Source organism: Arthrospira sp. PCC 8006 (assembly GCF_046480465.1).
Taxonomy (GTDB): Bacteria; Cyanobacteriota; Cyanobacteriia; order Cyanobacteriales; family Microcoleaceae; genus Limnospira; species Limnospira platensis.
Map to the genome: position 1 here is coordinate 1 of NZ_PKGG01000034.1, position 19,007 is coordinate 19,007.

The 19,007-nt window shown below is 47.2% G+C and carries 14 protein-coding genes and 1 pseudogene; 5 read left to right on the top strand and 10 right to left on the bottom strand.

Annotation, left to right across the window (positions count from 1 at the left end):
• The 9 genes and pseudogenes from B9T16_RS07785 to B9T16_RS07825 all read right to left on the bottom strand — a co-directional run.
• A pseudogene (locus tag B9T16_RS07785) lies at window positions 1-1,819 on the bottom strand (hypothetical protein); the annotation flags it as partial.
• A gap of 42 nt (window positions 1,820-1,861) precedes the next feature.
• On the bottom strand, window positions 1,862-4,114 hold the full coding sequence (locus B9T16_RS07790) for a hypothetical protein (protein ID WP_410244466.1): 2,253 nt from the start codon (window positions 4,112-4,114) through the stop codon (window positions 1,862-1,864).
• A gap of 79 nt (window positions 4,115-4,193) precedes the next feature.
• Complete coding sequence (locus tag B9T16_RS07795; protein WP_410244467.1) at window positions 4,194-5,576, bottom strand: cache domain-containing protein; 1,383 nt, start codon at window positions 5,574-5,576, stop codon at window positions 4,194-4,196.
• A gap of 26 nt (window positions 5,577-5,602) precedes the next feature.
• Window positions 5,603-6,967, bottom strand: coding sequence for a hypothetical protein (locus B9T16_RS07800; RefSeq protein WP_410244468.1), 1,365 nt, complete (start codon window positions 6,965-6,967; stop codon window positions 5,603-5,605).
• On the bottom strand, window positions 6,964-8,061 hold the full coding sequence (locus B9T16_RS07805) for a phage tail protein (protein ID WP_410244469.1): 1,098 nt from the start codon (window positions 8,059-8,061) through the stop codon (window positions 6,964-6,966). The genes B9T16_RS07800 and B9T16_RS07805 overlap by 4 nt, the downstream gene beginning before the upstream one ends.
• A 128-nt stretch (window positions 8,062-8,189) precedes the next feature.
• Complete coding sequence (locus B9T16_RS07810; RefSeq protein ID WP_410244470.1) at window positions 8,190-10,388, bottom strand: putative baseplate assembly protein; 2,199 nt, start codon at window positions 10,386-10,388, stop codon at window positions 8,190-8,192.
• A gap of 6 nt (window positions 10,389-10,394) precedes the next feature.
• On the bottom strand, window positions 10,395-10,805 hold the full coding sequence (locus B9T16_RS07815; RefSeq protein WP_006619182.1) for a GPW/gp25 family protein: 411 nt from the start codon (window positions 10,803-10,805) through the stop codon (window positions 10,395-10,397).
• 307 nt (window positions 10,806-11,112) lie between these two features.
• Window positions 11,113-12,018: a ChaN family lipoprotein gene (locus tag B9T16_RS07820; RefSeq protein ID WP_006619181.1), complete on the bottom strand. Its 906-nt coding sequence runs from the start codon at window positions 12,016-12,018 to the stop codon at window positions 11,113-11,115.
• A gap of 244 nt (window positions 12,019-12,262) precedes the next feature.
• Complete coding sequence (locus B9T16_RS07825; RefSeq protein ID WP_014275614.1) at window positions 12,263-12,439, bottom strand: hypothetical protein; 177 nt, start codon at window positions 12,437-12,439, stop codon at window positions 12,263-12,265.
• Between the two features lie 238 nt (window positions 12,440-12,677).
• Between B9T16_RS07825 and B9T16_RS07830 the strand changes: the two genes are divergently transcribed.
• The 3 genes from B9T16_RS07830 (at window position 12,678) to B9T16_RS07840 (ending at window position 15,973) form a co-directional block, all read left to right on the top strand.
• Complete coding sequence (locus B9T16_RS07830; RefSeq protein WP_410244471.1) at window positions 12,678-13,841, top strand: GuaB3 family IMP dehydrogenase-related protein; 1,164 nt, start codon at window positions 12,678-12,680, stop codon at window positions 13,839-13,841.
• 366 nt (window positions 13,842-14,207) lie between these two features.
• The gene (trxA, locus tag B9T16_RS07835) at window positions 14,208-14,531 is read left to right on the top strand and encodes a thioredoxin (RefSeq protein ID WP_006617044.1); all 324 of its coding nucleotides are present in this window, start codon (window positions 14,208-14,210) and stop codon (window positions 14,529-14,531) included.
• Window positions 14,532-14,905: 374 nt separating this feature from the next.
• A complete protein-coding gene (locus B9T16_RS07840; protein WP_014275616.1) occupies window positions 14,906-15,973 on the top strand; it encodes an LOG family protein in 1,068 nt (355 codons plus the stop codon).
• 20 nt (window positions 15,974-15,993) lie between these two features.
• Here B9T16_RS07840 and rppA read toward each other — a convergent pair whose 3' ends face one another.
• Window positions 15,994-16,677 (bottom strand): two-component system response regulator RppA, encoded by a 684-nt coding sequence (rppA, locus tag B9T16_RS07845; RefSeq protein WP_006617042.1) that lies wholly within the window; start codon window positions 16,675-16,677, stop codon window positions 15,994-15,996.
• Between the two features lie 250 nt (window positions 16,678-16,927).
• On the opposite strand from rppA, the gene hisG reads away from it, so the two are divergent.
• Together hisG and B9T16_RS07855 are read left to right on the top strand one after the other, a co-directional pair.
• The gene (gene hisG / locus B9T16_RS07850; RefSeq protein WP_006617041.1) at window positions 16,928-17,572 is read left to right on the top strand and encodes an ATP phosphoribosyltransferase; all 645 of its coding nucleotides are present in this window, start codon (window positions 16,928-16,930) and stop codon (window positions 17,570-17,572) included.
• 336 nt (window positions 17,573-17,908) lie between these two features.
• A complete protein-coding gene (locus tag B9T16_RS07855; RefSeq protein ID WP_410244472.1) occupies window positions 17,909-18,874 on the top strand; it encodes a nuclease in 966 nt (321 codons plus the stop codon).
• The last annotated feature ends 133 nt before the right edge of the window (window positions 18,875-19,007 follow it).

Here is a 19,007-nt window from a genome sequence, read left to right on the forward strand (position 1 = left end):
CATGGAGAATCTGAAAACTAAATTGTGCGATTCTCTGAGGTTGGGGAGCAAAGAAAGAATCACTATTAGGAAAGGTGTTATTGAGTGCGATCGCATTATCAACCCTGTCTGTGGTCAATTCCGGGCGCTGCGATGGTCTTGTGGTGCTGCTATCGATTAATCTGACATCAAAACTGGTAATTTGGGGAATAGGTAGAGGTGCAATCCTAATTAAACTCGTTTTTGCTACTTGAATTTGGTCAATATCGTTTTTAGGAAGCAACCTTAACTCAAAAATATACTCCCCAGGACGACGAGCATCAGTGCGAACATTGTAGCATCGCAATAGTTGTCTGAGGGTACACACAGAAGCCAACTCATCGGGAATACCCCGACTAAAATCATAGGTAACAGCAGCACTGGAAATGCTACCATCAGGAGATTTGCCAACAATTTGCAGGGCACGGATTTGGCGAGTGGGCGGTCCAATTACCCAACCCAAATAAATAAAATCGTCATTAGCGGCGGCGTAGCTGAGGGACTCGGATCTAAACTCTAAAATCCTGGGGGGGGTGGGAGGCTTAAAAAATACAGACCAGATCGCGAAAATCAAGGCGGCGATCGCTCCTAGTCCCAGCAAAATGGCTAACAACAACTGCCACCAGGGGCGAGCCTCCCAAATTAGAGTGCCATTGATACGCTCTTGAGGGAGGGGCAAGCGGTGCAAATCTTGGGGTTCCAAATAAAACTCAAACACCCGTCCCTGACCCCACCAAGGTCTGTACCACCAATGTTTTGGGATGACCTCGACAGACATTTCCACAGTCCCCTCTGGGGGTAGCCGAAACTCATCTGGTATCAGAGTATACAGACAATTTGCTACTTCTCCTTGTTCGCGGGGGTTAAACTGCAGTTGGCGATCTGTATTACCTCGATTCTGGATTGGCAGTTGAAACTGTCCGCTTCCGGTGCGAATGCGACCCACCACGGTCTGTAGATCCCACCGCAAATCATAGTTAGGCTTAATATGAAAGTGGAGGATATCCAACAGAGTCAAATCAGGATGATTTTCGGAGTTGAGTGTAATGGTGGTGGCATATCGCCCCGCCTCAATGTCTGGCGGTAGGTTTAACTTTAACTGAATCTCTCCTCGCGCCCCGGGATTGAGGGCTAAACTATCAGTGGCGACGACTAAACCCAAATCATTCAAGCCTTCTGGGTATTGGATCTCTACCCATTCGGGGGGGACATCGGTACAGTGCAACCGAAACCGATCCACTCGGCGATCGCGGTTATTGACTATTAAACGGAGGGTTAACGGCTGTCCTGCTATGGCGATCGCTGGTTCAACGGAAGTTGTAGCGGGTATCAGGCTAAAAGTAGGATCATCAAGTCGCACCGCCGACGCTACTTGTGGGAGTACCTGAAGATTAGCATTGTGGTGGATGGGGGTATCTTCCGGGTAGTGTAATGGTGCATCTACAACTAGGAAGTAATTGTAAATTCCTGGAGTCGCCTGGGGGGGCACAGGACATTCAAAGACTACTTCGGCACTCTGCTGAGGACTTAGGGCTAATCGTTGGTGAGGAATGGCACACCATTCCCATACTGATGTAGAGGTTTCATCAATATAAACGTCAATAATCGCACCCAAATGACCCTGGTTAACTAGGGTAATATGCAACTCGAAGGTTTCCCCAGCAGTAATAGCAAAATCCCCGGACGGGTTGGCAATTAGGGTTAGAGATTTTCCCCAAGTCTGTAGGTCTGGTTCGGGAACCCCCTCGACGATTTTGTTAGGTTGTTGTTGGCCGTCATATACAATTTCTGTACTGCTCATGAGTTAATGGATAATGGATAATTAATAGTTGTTCTACCTTTGCTAATTACAGGGAGTGGGAGGTTGTTGGATGCGGTGAAGGCGCACTTGGTGATCTCTACCTCCTGTGATAATGCGGAGGTAGGAGTCAATGGCAATGATATCTAAACTGCTTTTGGGGGAGGGCGATCGCGCGATCGCCTCACCCCCCATATTTTGGGTAGATCGCTCTCCTGTGCTATTCAATAGCCACAGCATCACCTCTCCATCATCTCCGGTACTGGCTAAATAGCAGCCATTAGCGGTCAAAGCTAGAGAACGGATGGGCTGGCCTTGGTGAGCTTGCCACTGATCTATAATTTGACAAGTGGCGGACTGGTTGGTTAAGCATTCGCGGAGATTCCAGAGACTGATGGAACCGCGATCGTCTGCTGTAGCCAGCAAAAAAGGCTTATCTGCTGCTGTAGCCAGAGAGGTGATGTATTCATCTTGTCCCCCCGCTGGGTAGGGAACTGTTCGCAAGCCTTGATTACCGCCCGTGGTATCCCAAAGCACCAATTGGTTATAGCGACCAGCGATCGCCAGAGTTTCCTGTCGCGCCCCAACGGGGGCTATATCATAAATAGCGAAATCAAATTCCTGAATTAACTGAGGTTCCTCAACATTAGTGAGATTTAACGTAGGTCCCAGATACCATTGCAGTATTAAACCGCTGCCGTGGCCACTGAATAAATACTGGGAATTTTGACTATAAGCCAAAGCCATGACCCGATCATCCCGGCGATAAGAAAGGGAGCGCCGGGGGCTGTCAGCCAAGTTGAGCAAGTCCCAAATCTGAATTTCCCCATTTTCCAACCCCACAGCCACCTGATTATTATCAACCGGGCGATACAAACCTGTGCGCCCCGCCTTCCCCAAATTCCCCAACAAACCCATGGGTTGCAGTCTATTTTCCCGAACTCGCCACCCCCGCAGAGTCTGGTCATTGGAGGTGCTAATCGCCATATCCCCCAAACCGTTAAACCTAACCACATTGACGGAAGCAGCATGATAGTTAAGTCGGAAAGCGGCATACAAAAACCACCAAATACCACCTAAAATCAGTAGTGCGATCGCCACCTGTAACCACCGGGGAATAATCGGTAATAGTCTCAACTCCAGAATTTGCAGACCCTTCTGTTCACTGTGGGCTGTATGTTCATCAGTTAGTGGGAGGTCGTCAGCAATTGGGGAAATTGTGATTTCCTTCGACAAACCACCTAAAGCGCTAGAAGCGGGAGTTAGGGGAGATACCACAGCCTCCTTAACTGTAATGGTCTGTGTTTTACCGATACCCAACCAAGGCCGTTTGCTGTAGGCGATAAGTTCCAGAGTTTGGGTTTCTCCCGGAGCCAAATTTACCTGTTCGGGATAAATGGAAAACTCATTTTCTCCGTCTCTCGGTTCAATATCCCCCCCGACTTTAGGGTAGTTATTGAACGTGGGGGTTGTGATTTCCAGAATTTCGGCAGTTCGTCCCTGAGAATAATTAGAATTGTTGGTGAATTCTAATTGGTAAACAGGCGGTTCTATGCCCCATTGGGGCAGCCAAGGCCGACGAGCGGGGACTAATTGCCGTTTGGGAAAGGCATCAAAATCTACGTTTCCGGTGGGTAAAACTTCTATGTGGCCTCTGGTTGGCGGTGAATTCTGGTTGCGATACTGTCCGATCACCGTAAAGGGATAGACCCCAGCAACAGCAGCGTACATTTCGGGAACGTTGCAGGTAAAGGAGTAATTTTGACTCTGCTGTGGCGGAAGGTTAAAGGTAGTTTGATTATCAAACAGGAACCATTCTCGCTTGCTACTATGTACGGATAAGGTAACAGCGATCGCCTTTTGACTATTATTGTGGATACTAAAGGCAATTTCCACTTGACTATTAGGGAGAGTCTGAATGGGTTTGGTAGGGAGTTCGACTCGAAACGGACACTCACTAACAGACTCGATGATATTGAGCCTGAGAATGTGACGTTCTTCGGTCATTAATTCCAGGGAAAATACTTTAACGGTGAGATTGACTAACCCCACAAATCCGGGAATAGGCGATCGCAGCACTTTCACATGAAACTCAGTTTTGTCCCCCGGTGGTTTATTCGCACTTTGCGGTGTAACTGTGTACCAAAGCCATTCACGATCTGACTCCACCCCAGCAGCGGATATCTCTAGTTGAAAGCTACTCATGCGATCGCTATCATTGATAACCACCACATCAAATGTAGTGTCTTTTCCGCCCGGGTATAGAGTTAAATCCTTAGTAGAAATATCTGTTTTCATGTTTCCGATAATTGGGAAGCGCGATCTTTGGAAAAATGCACAGTGCAACTACACTGTCATCGAGAGAGCAGGACTCTTATTAACCACTTTTTCTAGCCTGTCTGGCTCGCTCCATCAATTCCTGAAATAGCACAGTCGGGTCTTGGTTTTTATGGCTCGCGCGCCGCCATTGTTCTTGCTGGCGATGCAATTCCACCAACTCCTCACTCATATTTTTCTCACGAGTTTGGACAATTGCTGCCATTTCCACAAAGGCTTGACCCAATTCTCCCATTTCATCAGAGCGCGAAATAGTAGATTCAAGCATTTCTGGCGAGAAAGAATTAGCTTTGATAGCTTTCGCTCCTGCGTGTAAATTATCGATGGGTTGGATAATCCACCAAGACGCGATCCCCCCCAGTGTAATCGCTACCACCGTCACACCCAAGCCAATAATCATCGTAAACCGAAGGTTGTTATAAATCAGTTCCATAAAATCAGATTCCGGAATGACCACAACAATTAGCCAATCCAAACCCGTACTTTCCATGGGAGTCACCTGTAGCAATTGCTGTTCACGATTCAATCGAAAGCTAGAGGAAATCGGTTGTTGAATTTGGTTAAGGCTTAACTCAGTATCGAGTAACTTTTGGACTGTAGAGCGGATCACAGGTTCTTGACTTTCGAGGGCGGGTAATCGTCGTTTCTCGCCATTTTCATCCAAAAAGGGTTGTTCGTCGGTGGAACTGGCTACTAAATTGCCAGCGCGATCAATAATAAATGCGATACCCTTGGGGCTGATTTCCAAACTTCTCAAAAAATTGCTGAGGTCTTTCAATCCCAGGTCAATACCCACAACTCCGATAGTATCACCTCCACGACTTTTAACTGGAATTGCGGAGGTCATTCCGAGTTCTAATGTGGAGCCAAAAATATAAATGGGACTCCAACCGATTTCACCGATTTCTATAGCTCTTTTGTACCAGGGTCGTTGTCTGACATCATACTGAGCTTCTAAGGTTCTGATTTTGCCGGCACGAACTCCCGCCGAATCAAGCTGATAAACACTTCGACCGTCAGCTTCTGCGGCATTTCCAATAACTAATACCTGGGTTCCATCTGGCTGCTGTTGAACACCGATAAAATCACCCCTTTCAGTACCAAGATAAATGTAATATAACCCATCGATCGCCGCTACCTGATTCTGAAAATAACGGGTCAATAGTGGCACATCATTGAGGTCGATTAAATCATTTTCAATGGTGATCAGGTTGAGTTGATTTACCACCATGGGAGCTTGTAGGTAGGTGTCTATGTGTTTTTCAATGGAATTTATCGATTTTTGGCTCAATTCGGCAATCAGACTCTTGACGGCTTGACTGCCACTATAAAAAGCTAATATTGCTGTAGTTATGGTAGCCAAAGCTAAGGGAACCACGACTAATAGGGGAATGAAATATCGGATCGAAATAGATGGTTTCATGGCTTTTCCTGGTCTGGTGGTAAAAATTACGGCATTTTGCCCGGCATTTGACTACTGGACAATTGATAATGATGGTGGGCAAAATTCAGAATATTAATCCCTAATTCTTGGGCGCTGCGGATGGAATCTCTGGATAATTCCTGATGATTATTTAACCCCCAACCAGAGGATAGACAGCCTATGGATATAATAATTTTGCCCCAATTTATCAGTCGAGTTTGCTCTCGATTAATAATTGGTAATTCATCAAATAAAAAGGGATGAATTTTAATCGGGTCTTGGGCGGATATTGGCTCAATATTCGATAGCGGAATCCCCAGATATTGATGGGCTATATTTTCGAGAGGTTCTAAGGCGGATTGTAGGCGGTTTTTAAGTTCGGATTCACAGATAGTTAACTCTGAGGACAATTCCCTTTTAAATTCGGAAATTTGGGAAAATTGAATATCATTGAGAGCCTGTTTAAGTTCGCCGATCGCTGAATTAATATCAGCAATATTGACCTGTTCTGATGAGGCTTCAATGAAAAGTACAGTGCCGCGATCGCTGTAATATTTGAGAGCATTATATTCTGTTTCTCCCCAAGACAGTATCTGAGAATATCTCATATATAGCAAGTGATAGTCTCGCCGATGTTGAGCATCCTGGGAAGTTAAGGTAATTTCTTCGACTGGTTCAGCATCCATCGTGACCGGTGCTAAAACCGCAAGCGATCGCAATAGATAATCGAGATTCTGCCCTAAATAAACATCTTCAGCATTCCCCTGTAAAACCATCCCCACTCGCAGAGTTTTAGCCGAGCGCGGTCGGACTCGTCCCCGGTATCGTAAATCCAACTCGTTAACATCAGGATAAAAAACATTCGTGGCGGGTCTAATTTCGATGCAATCAGGAGAAATAGTGATCCGACACAGTTCGATTTCCTGGGGTGAGGGTGGGGTATTTTTTTCGTCGATCCTAAAACTTTCAGCTACCAATACTTGATCGCTTTGACGGTAGAGAGTTTCTGGATCAACATAGCGCAGAACTAAATAAATAGTGCTGGGTTCTGTCTGCACCAATTTGGCAATCCGAAAATCGATAGGGCGATCGACAATAATCGGATTTCCGGTCAAATCGATCGCAATTCCGGGCTGAATTTGCACCCAGCGATTATCCCGATATTGGGCAGATATACTCTCTGGGGCATCGATTACACACACCCCTAACCCCCTCACTATTCCCGGTTGGTAAAGAGATTGATAATAGAGATTTTGTCGCGATCGGTGGTATTCGTGGGATTGTCGCCAACGCTGGGCATTTAACAGCAATCCATCATCAACTATCAAACGTTGGAGGGGATGAATTTCTGGCGGTGGGTAATCAGAGGAATTGCCGTCAGTGATGATCATATATGATTGTCCGAATCTATTTTTAAGTCATAAGTACAGAAGGCTGGTGTCTGTGCTTCAATAACAGTGCGAACCAATTTCTCGTCAATAGTATCAGGATCGCACAGCAGGCGGACCTGAAAGTGAAAAGGTTTGCCACCGCCTAAAATGGTATCTATACCCAGATAGGAGCTGCCCATGACCGCCCCTTGGGTAAAGTTTTCTATAATTGAAATGTGTTTGGACACTTCCGGCAAATCTTCATCAAGAGGTAAACCAGTTACCAGGTGTAGGTAAAACCGCAGCCCCCGCCTAGTTCCAGAAGCGCGATAAATCTCTAAGGCGTTGCGAATTAAACGGCGTTGCTGTTGGAGACTGAGAGTGGGGATGTTCTGCCAGCCAACCCAGTGGGCTAAAAATGGCAACATATTTTCGGGGGCGGTGAGGGGATCTAAGTAGGCCCAGAGATTGCCGAATATTTGCAGATCTGGCTCGAGAGTGGTTTCAATAATTTTCAGGAATCGGCCGACAAAATCGATTTCTTGATAAATTTGCGGTAGTAGTTTGATATATGGCGATCGCGGTCGCAGAAATAGGTCAAACTCGACAAATTCCAGTAGAGGCCTATTATCGGACTGGTTATTGAGATAACTGCCATAGACATTAAAGCGGCCGGAATAGTTGAGTTGCAGTGCCTCGGTATCCCTGAAAACAGCTTCTTCTGCCTCGAAAAAATCCCGATGGACTTGAAAACAAAGAACGACAGAGCGCCGTTCTCCGGGTAAGAGGGTAACAAATAATTCTGGAGTGTAGGGGATGACTCGTTGGCCTGGGAGTTCGCCAAGGGTGGACACAACGGGTATGTGAGTCTGACACCAGTGGTGGGGAAAATTCCCGGTCAGTTCACAGGTGAGGTGCAAGGGGCGGGTGTCTAGGTTTTCCAGGTCAATGACGAGGGAGCTGTTTTCCCCTGGAATTAGTTTTACGGGGGCTCGGTCTGGTTCGGGTTGGGAGAAAGTACCTGATAATTCAGGCAACTGAGCTGGTGCTGTCTCGGGAATGTCGATCGAGACGATATCTAACAGGACAGATTTTTGGTCAGGAACCTGGGTCATGGTGAAAGGGTTGTCTACTGATGGAGGGGGACTGCCCGGACGGGGATTCTTGGCTCAATGTATCTGGTCTCTGTCGCCCCTCTTCCAGGGCTAAAGGCTGATCAGAGGGTAGCGGAAGTAGAGGGGTTTTATGACCCCCCGGAACCTCCACCGCCGATAATGTTGATCAAATGGCGATCGCCTCCGGCATCAGACCAGGAACAGATAGTGCCATTAGGACCAGGATCAATCATGGCTGTAGGTTGTCCCCGCACCCACCGCCCGCCCTGGCGGCGGATAGGAAACAGTTGCACAGCCCCCAAGCTCATCACAGTAGGAAATTGCTGTAGTAGGGCGATGATATCGGCTGTATACAGGGGCTGACCGAATGGCCAACCTTCGGATTGATGGCCGCCAATGATCGGGTTAAGGAACCTATACAAAGCTATTTGTAATTGCGATTGGATCTCTAGCCGAGCTTGGGGATTGTGGTATTGCGGCGGGGTAGTAATTTCGGAGGCGACGACGACTCCTACATACTCTGGTTCACGACATTTTACTTGTATCCCCAGCAGGCGACGTTCATCAAGATAACTGAGAACCTGGCGATTGAGTTCGGAACTGATGGCTAATTCTTCTGGTGAAATGCCGACTCCTTGCTCTAAGGGTATCAAACTGGTGCGGGGTATCAACAGAAGTTCCACGACTCCCTGATTCCCAGGACTTGCCCTGAGACAGCGACAACGGGCGATCGCTCCTTGTCCTGCTACTATAGCTAGGGTTTCAAAGTCTTGGGGGGTGACAGCGCGATCGCGGGTTCGCAGCATTTGGGGGACGCGAATGGCGGCCATCTCTAAGGATTCAGCATCAGAACCGCCCCTAGCGGGAACATGATTGACCACCGCCCCAACGTAGGGCACAGCAGTTTTCATCACCGAGATGGTTCCCGGTTTGACGTTGCCTTGGACTCCTCCTCCGGTACGATAACGAACCATCCGCAAACTGGCTCCGGCTGGAGGTATAGCACCATACTGTCGCTTTTGATGGTCGGCGCTTAAAATAATGGTGTTTTGTCTGGCGGTGCTTTGCCATCTGGGGGAGTAGTCGGTTTCTCGCACCAGTTGAGTCGGTTCGCTCACCTGGGGTCCAAATTGTACTATTCCAGTTACGGAGTCCAGCACATAGTGGCGATGGTCGGGTTGGGAATTGGAAAAGTCGGGGACTTCTTCCCAAATTTGAGGTAATTCTCCGATCGGGGTAACAGTTAGGTATTCTCCGGCGATGCGAGTCAGCACGGGGGGGCGTTGCAGTTGGAATGCTTGGCCAGGAGTGCCGTCCGTCACTCCTAGTAATTCGTCGTTGATTACTTGACACTGGCGGGCTACGGTGCTTCCTCCTATGGCGCGGGAATTGATGCCGACAATGCGGGGGGAGGCACTATAGGGGGATTGGTCGAGGGTGGGTTCTGTGTAGACGCAGCGCAGCCAGCGACCTTGATAGGCGGTGAACTGGGCGACGGGAAATTCTACGGGTAAATGCAAAATAATATCCGATCCGCCTTGGGGGTCTCGACCCTGTTTGACTGCATCTCGAAAACTGAAACCTTGGCTTTCGTCGTCTGCTTCTGCCAGCAGGACTGATTGCCAGTACCTTCCGTTCCAGGCTTCCCAGCGACGGGGGGGATGGTCGGGGTTAATGCCTGTGGGGGTGGCGGCTTGGCCTTTGACGGTGAGGGCGATAACGTTTCCTTCAATGGGACTGTCAGGGGTAAAAACTAGGTAAAAACATTGCCCTGATTCGGGGCGATCGCTGAATAACGAGAGTTCTGGCCCTGACCAGGTTCCGTCTTCTGCCATCGTCCACCAGTTGGTTAACCGATCACGCAACATTTGTGGGGTGATATCTGGGGTTTGACCGTGCAGAATGTGCCCGATCAGGGGTCTGCCAATAACTAAGGGGCGATCGGTGCTAAATACTATGGCTTCGGCATCGGGCAGCCTTTCGGTGGCTATTTCGATGCCTTCGGGGATGGTATAGGCTTGGGGAAGGTCTGATACTAGATAAAAGGTGATTTCGGTTTGGGCTGGGTTGGGGGGCTGTAGGCGAATTCCTAGCAGTTCTAAAAATAGGACGTAGTTTCGCCTGGGAAGCTGGTTGAAGCGACTCAGCATCTGGTCCATCAGCCATGCAAACAGTTCCAGCAAGGTGATTCCTGGATCGCTGGGGTTGTAGTTATTCCACTCGGGACAATAGCGAGGGATTCTTAACAAGCATTCTTGCAGCAGATCGTCATAGGTGCGATCGTCTAGGTTGGCTTTGGGAAGGTTGGGTAAAAAGTCGAATACCATGGCAGCTTATTCCGGCTGTTTTTGCAGGTAAAAGGGATAGACGAGGCTCCTTTGATCGTGGCTGGGTTTGAGACTATAGTTGATCACTAAATCTACTCTCCCACCATCGGGGTCGGGAATGGCTTCTACGTCTATCAGCATTATGCGCGGTTCCCACTGTTCTAAGGCTTCTTGGACGAAGATTCGCATTAACATCAGGGTTTCGGAGTTGATTGGTGCAAAGCTGAGTTCCCACAACCGACAACCGAAGTCTGGCCGGTTGACTCGCTCCCCAAGATCGGTCATTAAAATTAGCACGATGGACTCTCGGACGTTGCGATCGCCTGCGCTCAAAGCCCAATTACCTTGCTGATTTACTAACAGTGGAAAGGCGAATCCCTGACCTAAGTGGGCCGGGGGACGGGGTGGTTTCAGCATCGAGATTTTCCCTAATTCCTCGAGGAAATGTTTGCGGGGTTAATAGGACTCAGCATTGATGATTTATACGGCACGGGTAGGCTTGGCATCACATCACACAGCCATACAAAAACAATCGCCAACCGCTTTCATCTTACTAGAAAACAGCTATCTTTCCTATGCTGCGACCAAGTTGGTATTATATCAATAATTGGGTACAATGTCAATAATTTTGGTAAGAATTTCTCAATAATCGAGGGGGCGGGCGGGTGCAGTAAGTGGCTTAGTCTATGGCTTGGCATATCTTGCACCCGCTTAACGTTGTGGTTCAGTGTTGCCAGATGAAATCAGCTATATTTGCCGGTAGACTGTCTTGGTCGGGAGATTGGAATAAAACCGATCGCTGAACTATAGTGGAGTCGGCTAATCGTCTCTCGACGCGGGAGGGGATGCCATGGTTGTAGACTACATGACCTTTTCCGACAATCACTACCACGGTAAAGTCGGGGTTAGCTTGGACAAAATTGGCGATCGCATCAGCCATGGTTTCATCCCAAAGGACTTGGGCTTCCACAAAGCGATCGAACCCGCCTTCACTACCTTGATGTTGGTGTTGTCTATAGATGTTGTAGAGCATTTGCCGATAGTCTTCATTATCGGTCTTGATTTCGTCGATGGGGGGAATGTAGCGTTTATGTTCGGTTTGTAGGCTGGCTAAACCCGCCGCCGCCACTTGTCGGGTCACTTCGGTGGGGGTGTTGATGGCTAAAACTGGAAGTTGATTGTCCCGCGCAAATCGAAGAATGGGGGCGTAATATTTCCAGGGAAAACCCCAACGTTGCAGATATTCCGTGTCGCGGACCAGTTGGGTTTCTGAGATCTCCCCGGCTAAATATTGATCTATGACTGACTGATAGGGACGCTGGAACATTTCCATGGCGATCGCTATTTGGGGATTTTGCTGATGCAATATTTGCAAAATCTCGAATTGGGCTTGATGGTCCAGGGTGTTGTCGTGGGTTTCCCCCAAATAGATGATGTTAGCCGTTTTCAGAGATTCTAAAATATTTTGGCGATCGGATGACCTGATAGAGGCCGCTTGGGAAAACTCCGCTAAAGCCTGGGAGGGTTGAGTCCAAGCTGATGGTAGGGGACACACCAAAAACAGTCCCAGGGAACAGGTGCAGAATCGAGTAATCAGTTGGACTTTCCAGAAATTATGCTTTTTATACATTATCTTAATGCCTTAAGTGCATATCGCAAATTTTTCTGTAGCCTAGGCTACACAATACCCACCAATAAAGACTTAGGGTAAGTTAATCGGCTTTAAATAGTTTACCAATAGATTTTCGGCATTTCCATAACTTCAACATAGGTATAACTCCCCATTTTCAACTGAGAAGTTGTAGTTTGGGGAGTCAGTTTGTCTTGACATATAAACAGAATAAATTTTAATAAAAATACCCTGTTATCAATCGCTATCTTTTTTGGTGATATCTACCATTTGTGTGCAGCTCACTAATAGGGTTATTAGCACGCAATGCAGCCATAAGCTGAGGTTTGACAGCTTTCACCCACTGGTCAAAGTCAAAATTTTGATCATGGTTGGAATTAGGGATAGTGCTGCGGTTGCGGTCAGTGCGGGTGGTACTCATAGGGATAACTTATCAAGAGAAAAGATTGACTTATAATTAGCCTAGCGATAGATCCCAAAATATTCAACACTAAATGCAAAACTTAACCCAAAATTAATCTGTTAAGAGTGAAGATGGGTTCTAGGTGGGGGCACTAAGGGCGGGGGTCGGGGGTGTGGGTAAGATATCGAGTTGATATGCACCACCAATTTTGATAATTTGATAGGCTAACTAAATAGTGTTAGGAACCTGTAAAGAAGTGGATATTGTAATTGGGCGTGGCAAAAAGGCTCGTCGAGCATACGGAATTGATGAAATTGCCCTAGTTCCTGGCCCTCGAACCCTTGATCCAAGTTTAGCGGATAACAGTTGGACTATTGGCAATATTAACCGAGAAATTCCGRTTATTGCCAGTGCGATGGATAGCGTGGTAGACGTGAATATGGCGGCGAAACTGAGCCAAATCGGTGCGTTGGGGGTTCTGAACTTAGAGGGCATCCAGACCCGTTATGAAGATCCCAACCCGATTTTAGATCGGATTGTGTCGGTGGGAAAAACGGAGTTTGTGACATTGATGCAAGAACTCTATGCTGAACCGATTAAGCCAGAACTGATTAAAAAACGGATTGCAGAAATTAAGGCTCAGGGCGGTATAGCAGCGGTTAGCGCTACTCCAGCGGGAGCCAGTAAATATGGTGATGCTGTTGCGAACGCGGGAGCAGACTTATTTTTTGTGCAAGCTACGGTGGTTTCAACGGCTTTTCTGTCCCCAGAATCGGTGACTCCGTTAGATTTGGCTGAGTTTTGTAAAAATATGCCCATCCCGGTGGTTTTAGGCAACTGTGTCACTKATGAGGTGGCGCTCAACCTAATGAAAGCGGGAGCGGTKGGAATATTGGTGGGTATTGGACCGGGTGCGGCTTGTACTTCTCGTGGTGTGTTAGGGGTAGGAGTTCCCCAAGCGACGGCGGTGGCTGATTGTGCTGCGGCTCGTGATCAGTTTTATCAGGAAACTGGCCGTTATGTTTCTGTGATTGCTGATGGAGGATTAATTACTGGGGGCGATATCTGTAAGTGTATTGCTTGCGGTGCTGATGGTGTGATGATTGGTTCTCCTTTTGCTCGTGCTGAGGAATCTCCGGGACGGGGATTTCACTGGGGTATGGCTACTCCTAGTCCTGTGCTTCCGAGGGGAACACGGATTCAGGTGGGTTCTACGGGAACATTGGAGCAAATTCTCCGGGGTCCGGCTCAGTTGGATGATGGGACTCACAACCTGCTGGGGGCTCTAAAAACGAGTATGGGAACTTTGGGAGCGAAGACTATCAAAGAAATGCAGCAGGTAGAGGTGGTGATTGCTCCTTCGCTGTTGACTGAGGGTAAGGTCTATCAAAAGGCACAACAATTGGGAATGGGTAAGTAGCAATTATTGGGCTTTGGGTGCTGGGGTGGCTGATGTTGGCGGGGGTGGTCTGATTAAGTATCGTAAAAATTAGTGCTACCCCCTGGAATTATTGGCGAAATAGTGCCACAATAGAAGTGGCGGAGACAAATGTTTCCGTTCACTCCTCACACCACACTCCGCCTGGACCTACGGTTCGGGCGGTTTCTTAATTGGGTAATCGTTTAGGTTAGCCAAAATTTTTGGCGATCGCCTGATATGATTAACTTCGATATGCTGTAGTCTTTTGTACAGCCTGGTATCAGAACCATCGGGACAAAATTGCTAATTCTGCCCCAGTTGGTTTGGTGGTAGAATAACTTACGATTAGATTAAGGATTGGAAGGAATGTCAACAGCCGTAGAAGTTACTGATAGCACCTTTGAGCAGGATGTACTGGAAAGCGCACTTCCGGTGCTGGTGGATTTCTGGGCTCCTTGGTGTGGCCCGTGTCGCATGGTCGCCCCTGTAGTTGAGGAAATTGCACAGCAGTACGATGGACAGATTAAAGTTGTTAAGCTCAATACTGATGAAAATCCCCAGGTAGCGAGTCAATATGGAATTCGCAGTATTCCCACATTAATGATCTTTAAAGGCGGCCAACGGGTCGATATGGTGGTGGGAGCGGTTCCTAAAAGTACCCTTGCTAATACATTAGAAAAGTACCTTTAAACCATGGGCTAGACCGGAAACTTGGGATGAAGGGCTTTATATGTGATGAGCTGAGAATCAGGTTTCATCGGGATTAAAGGTTCTTCAACCTAATCTCGACCCCTAATTAATGCGCGTAAGGTGTTACGGAAATTTCCCGCCTATAGGCAAACTATCCCTATTCTACCTGCGCCATTAGTCAAGGCGGCGGGAGTGTCAATAAATAAAAAGCCTGTCTTTACAGGCCCACGGTGGAGAGTCGGCAAGCGGGTTGTCCCGCCTGCCTCTTTTCCTGGGATTTTTAGGTTTGATTGGCGGAATTTGGTAATTTGTCAATAGATGGCCCTGGAAAACTGCAAAATATAGGGCAAATTGTTGTCAGTTGTTCTGATTTTATGAATGCTTCTGGAAATGGAGATACGCTGGCATCTCTCAAGAGAGAGATTAACCAACTGATTGATGAGCTACCGGCATTAAAGCACGAAAAATGGATTGTGCGATCGCTTTCTAGCCTGGTGCGTATAGCACAATCAGATATTGAGTCTTTGGATTGGAAAATTCTCTCGTCTGCTGTGTTAGATATGGAGCAGGGATTTGAGATTTTTTACCCTTATCGCCATATTCGCAAAATCTGCATTTTTGGTTCGGCGAGAACTTCACCAACAGCGCCGGAATATGATATGGCGGTAGAGTTAGCGCGCGCGATGACTCAGCAGGGATTTATGGTGCTAACAGGGGCTGGCGGCGGAATTATGGAGGCGGCTAATTTGGGTGCGGGTGCAGAGCGATCGTTTGGTTTAAATATCAAACTCCCGTTTGAGCAGTTTTCTAATCCCTACATTGAGGGAGATCCTAAGCTGATTAAGTTTAAGTATTTTTTCACCCGGAAATTGTTTTTTCTGCGGGAAAGTGACGCTTTGGCTATGTTTCCGGGTGGTTTTGGCACTTTGGACGAAACTTGGGAGGGTTTGACTTTGGCTCAAACGGGAAAGTTTGGCCCGGCTCCGGTGATTTTGATTGACCATCCTGGGGGAGATTATTGGTATGATTGGCAAGAATTTGTCAGAAAACAGCTTTTGCGCCGGGGTTTTATTTCCCAGGATGATCCTAGTATCTACACGATTACAGATGATTTGGCTGTAGCAGAGGCGGCGATCGCTGATTTTTACCAGGTGTATCACTCTAGTCGCTATGTGGGAGATTTATTTGTGATGCGCCTAAATTCTGAACTGAGTGATGAACAGGTCGAATATCTCAATCAAGAGTTTAAGGATATTCTCTCGCAGGGACGCATAGAAAAAAGCCGAGCCCTTCCCAAGGAATTAGGGGATGAAACGGAACATTTACCCCGCTTAGTTTTTTATTTTAATCAGCGGGATGTGGGGCGTTTATATCTTATGATTGCTGCTATCAATAAGATGGGTGAAAATTTACCAGGTGCATCTCATCCTGAGCAGAAGTAGTCAGGGTCGGGGATGAAAAATTATTCTCCAAATCGATATCCTTTTCCATAGACTGTGTGGACGAGGGGGACAGCGCCCGGTAGTTCGATTTTGCGCCGCAGGAGACGAATTTGGGCGGCTAGGACGTTGCTGCTGGGTTTTTTGTCTGTTTCCCCCCATAGGTGTTGGTGAATTTCGGTGTGGGTGAGGAGTTGTCCGGGGTGGCGCATGAGATACTCTAGTAATTGGCTTTCCTTTTCTGATAATTCGATCGCTTTTTGTCCACGATAGGCTAATTGAGTTTCACAATCGAATTGCAGATCGCCGAATTGTAGGCGGTTAGAGGTGACTGTGGAATCTAAAATAGGAGGGCGACGCAATAGCGCTCTGACTCTGGCTAGTAGTTCCCGCAGTTCAAAGGGTTTGACTAAATAATCGTCTGCGCCGGCGTCTAGTCCTTTAACTCGGTCGTCTAGGGTATCTTTGGCGGTGAGAAATAGTATGGGGGTGCGGTTTTGCTGCGATCGCAATTGGGCGCAAATTTCTAATCCTGATTGATGGGGTAACATCCAATCGAGAATCAATAGGTCATAGTGATGATTTTGGGCGAGGGTCCCGGCTTGTATACCTTCATAAGCCTTATCGACTGTATAACCTTCTCGACTGAGGGCGCGACTGAGGGAATTGGTTAATTCCACTTCGTCATCTACAAGTAGAATCCGCATGAATATTAAGCTAAATTTGTTGATGTACTCACCTGGTAAGCTACAGGTGAGGTGATTCTCGGCGACTGGTAGCAACTAGGCTCATGGTCGCCCTAGTTATCCCCCTGTCCACCCTAAAACAGTACATGGGGAAGGAATAGGAAGCCGTCCTTTCGGGGGAGGCTGCAACGGAAAGATTTAGTCAAATTGTATCAATATTGTTCGACTAAGGTTAAGCTAACTCATGGTTAAATAAATTTCCGAAGTGATTATGATTACTGTTGCACTTCCTAAAGGCGCTTTACTGAAAGATAGTATTGGTTTGTTCAAAGCGGTTGGACTGGATTTTAGCGCTTTTCTGGATTCGGCTAATCGCCAATTACAGATTGAAGATCCGACGAAAACGGCTAAGGCTTTGCTGGTACGAGCCCAGGATGTGCCTGTTTATGTAGAATATGGTCAGGCGCAATTGGGAATCGTGGGCTATGATGTTCTGCGGGAAAAGCGTTCTCAGGTGGCTTCTGTGGTTGATCTCCAATTTGGTGGATGTCGGATGTCGGTAGCTGTGAAAAAATCTAGCCCCTATAGCCGTCCGGTGCAACTCCCTCCCCATAGCCGAGTGGCTTCTAAGTTTGTTCACTGTGCTAGTGAATATTTTGATAGCATTGATTTACCTGTGGAGATTGTACCACTTTATGGGTCGGTTGAATTAGGGCCGATTACGGGAATGTCTGAGGCGATCGTGGATTTGGTGTCAACGGGTCGCACGCTACAGGAAAATGGCTTAGTGGAAATTGAGGTGTTGTTTCAAAGTACGGCTCAACTAATTGCTCATCCCCTCAGCTATCGGTTAAATTCGGATGGTTTAAATGAGTTGATTGCACAAGTGCGATCGCAGATTTTGGTAACTGTCTAATCACTGAGCATTACTCACAGTGCGATCGCATATATGGGGATGGTTTAGCCAGAGGTTGAGTGAATCGTAATTAGTTGGTGATTAACCCTGATTAACTACCTGGGAGTAGCAATAGTGTATTTCCCCAGGGACTAAGGGAGTGCATGGTTAGGGAAAACCATAACCACTGGCGGGTCAGGTGGGTTAAGAAAAACTTAATCTTCACCTGATAAAAAATGTGGTATAAACGATGGTGTGAGCCATAGTTTACGGAATCCCTAAAACTACCAACTCCCAACAGGTGTCGGTATTATGGCTATGATTCGGTGCAATATTTATGATGAGGAGTCGTAAAAAATGACTAATGCTCAAGTTGTCCGAGAACAATTAAGCGCCACCGATCCGGCTAGTCCGTCTCTGCGTAATCCAGCCTTGCTGACTCGCTACGATGATTATATTATTCAGCCTACCTTTCCCAATGCGAATATTTCGATCGCTGTAGACGCATTTAATACAATGCAATATGACCCAATTGTGAAAGTCTTCCAACTTGGGCCTAATGATACTGCTCCTTTCCCTGGTCAAAGTCCGATCGCCGCCAATGATGATCGCGCCTTGGGAAACCGGAACGCCACTATTGCGCCAGGTCAGATTGAATTTGGCACAGGTTTAGGGGCACCTAGTACCCTGAGAGCTGATGGAGTTTCCCGGTATTTAGTGCGGGTAACAAGTTATGATCCTCTGCCGGATACTAGCACATTTCCGCCGACTGGAGAACTACCCCAAGACTATCAATTAGCGGTCAGTGTGGATTTAGGAAATTTAAACCCTCCAGATATTGCTAATGGGGGAATTTTAGGACCTAATGAGTTCGCCACCAATCCCGATGTTGATCCTTTGACAGGTGTAGCTAGATTCTGGGATTCTGAGGCGGGTTCCCATATTTTCACGGCTGATCAAATGGAAAAAAACACCTTAGCCAGCAATCCACAAAGAKTTGTGAATGAGGGGTTTGAATTTGTATCAGAGGGAGATACGGTTTTGCAACGCTTTAGAAACTCCCAGGGTGGTTTTTTCTATGCCAGCAATCCCGGGGAAATTAATTTTGTGCAAACTCTGCAAGAATGGGTACCAGATGATCCGGGAACTTCGATTCGGGTTTTTTCGTCTCCTGTAGCTGGTGCATTACCAGTATTCAGAGCGTTTAATCTGGATACTAATGGTCATTTCTATACGATTGATCCAAATCAAGCAGCCTTTGCTAATGATTTACCTAATTTCATCGGTCAAGGGGTTTCATTCTATGCGCGACCAATTGCGTAAATGGGGAATGGGGTTCTGTGGAATTAACTATTAACTAAACAGTGGTCATCTTAACTCCCTGCTGCTAGAATTTAGGATAGCAGTAGGGATTTGCTATGAACAGGGGGGTTCATCAGCCCCGGAAAGGGCGATC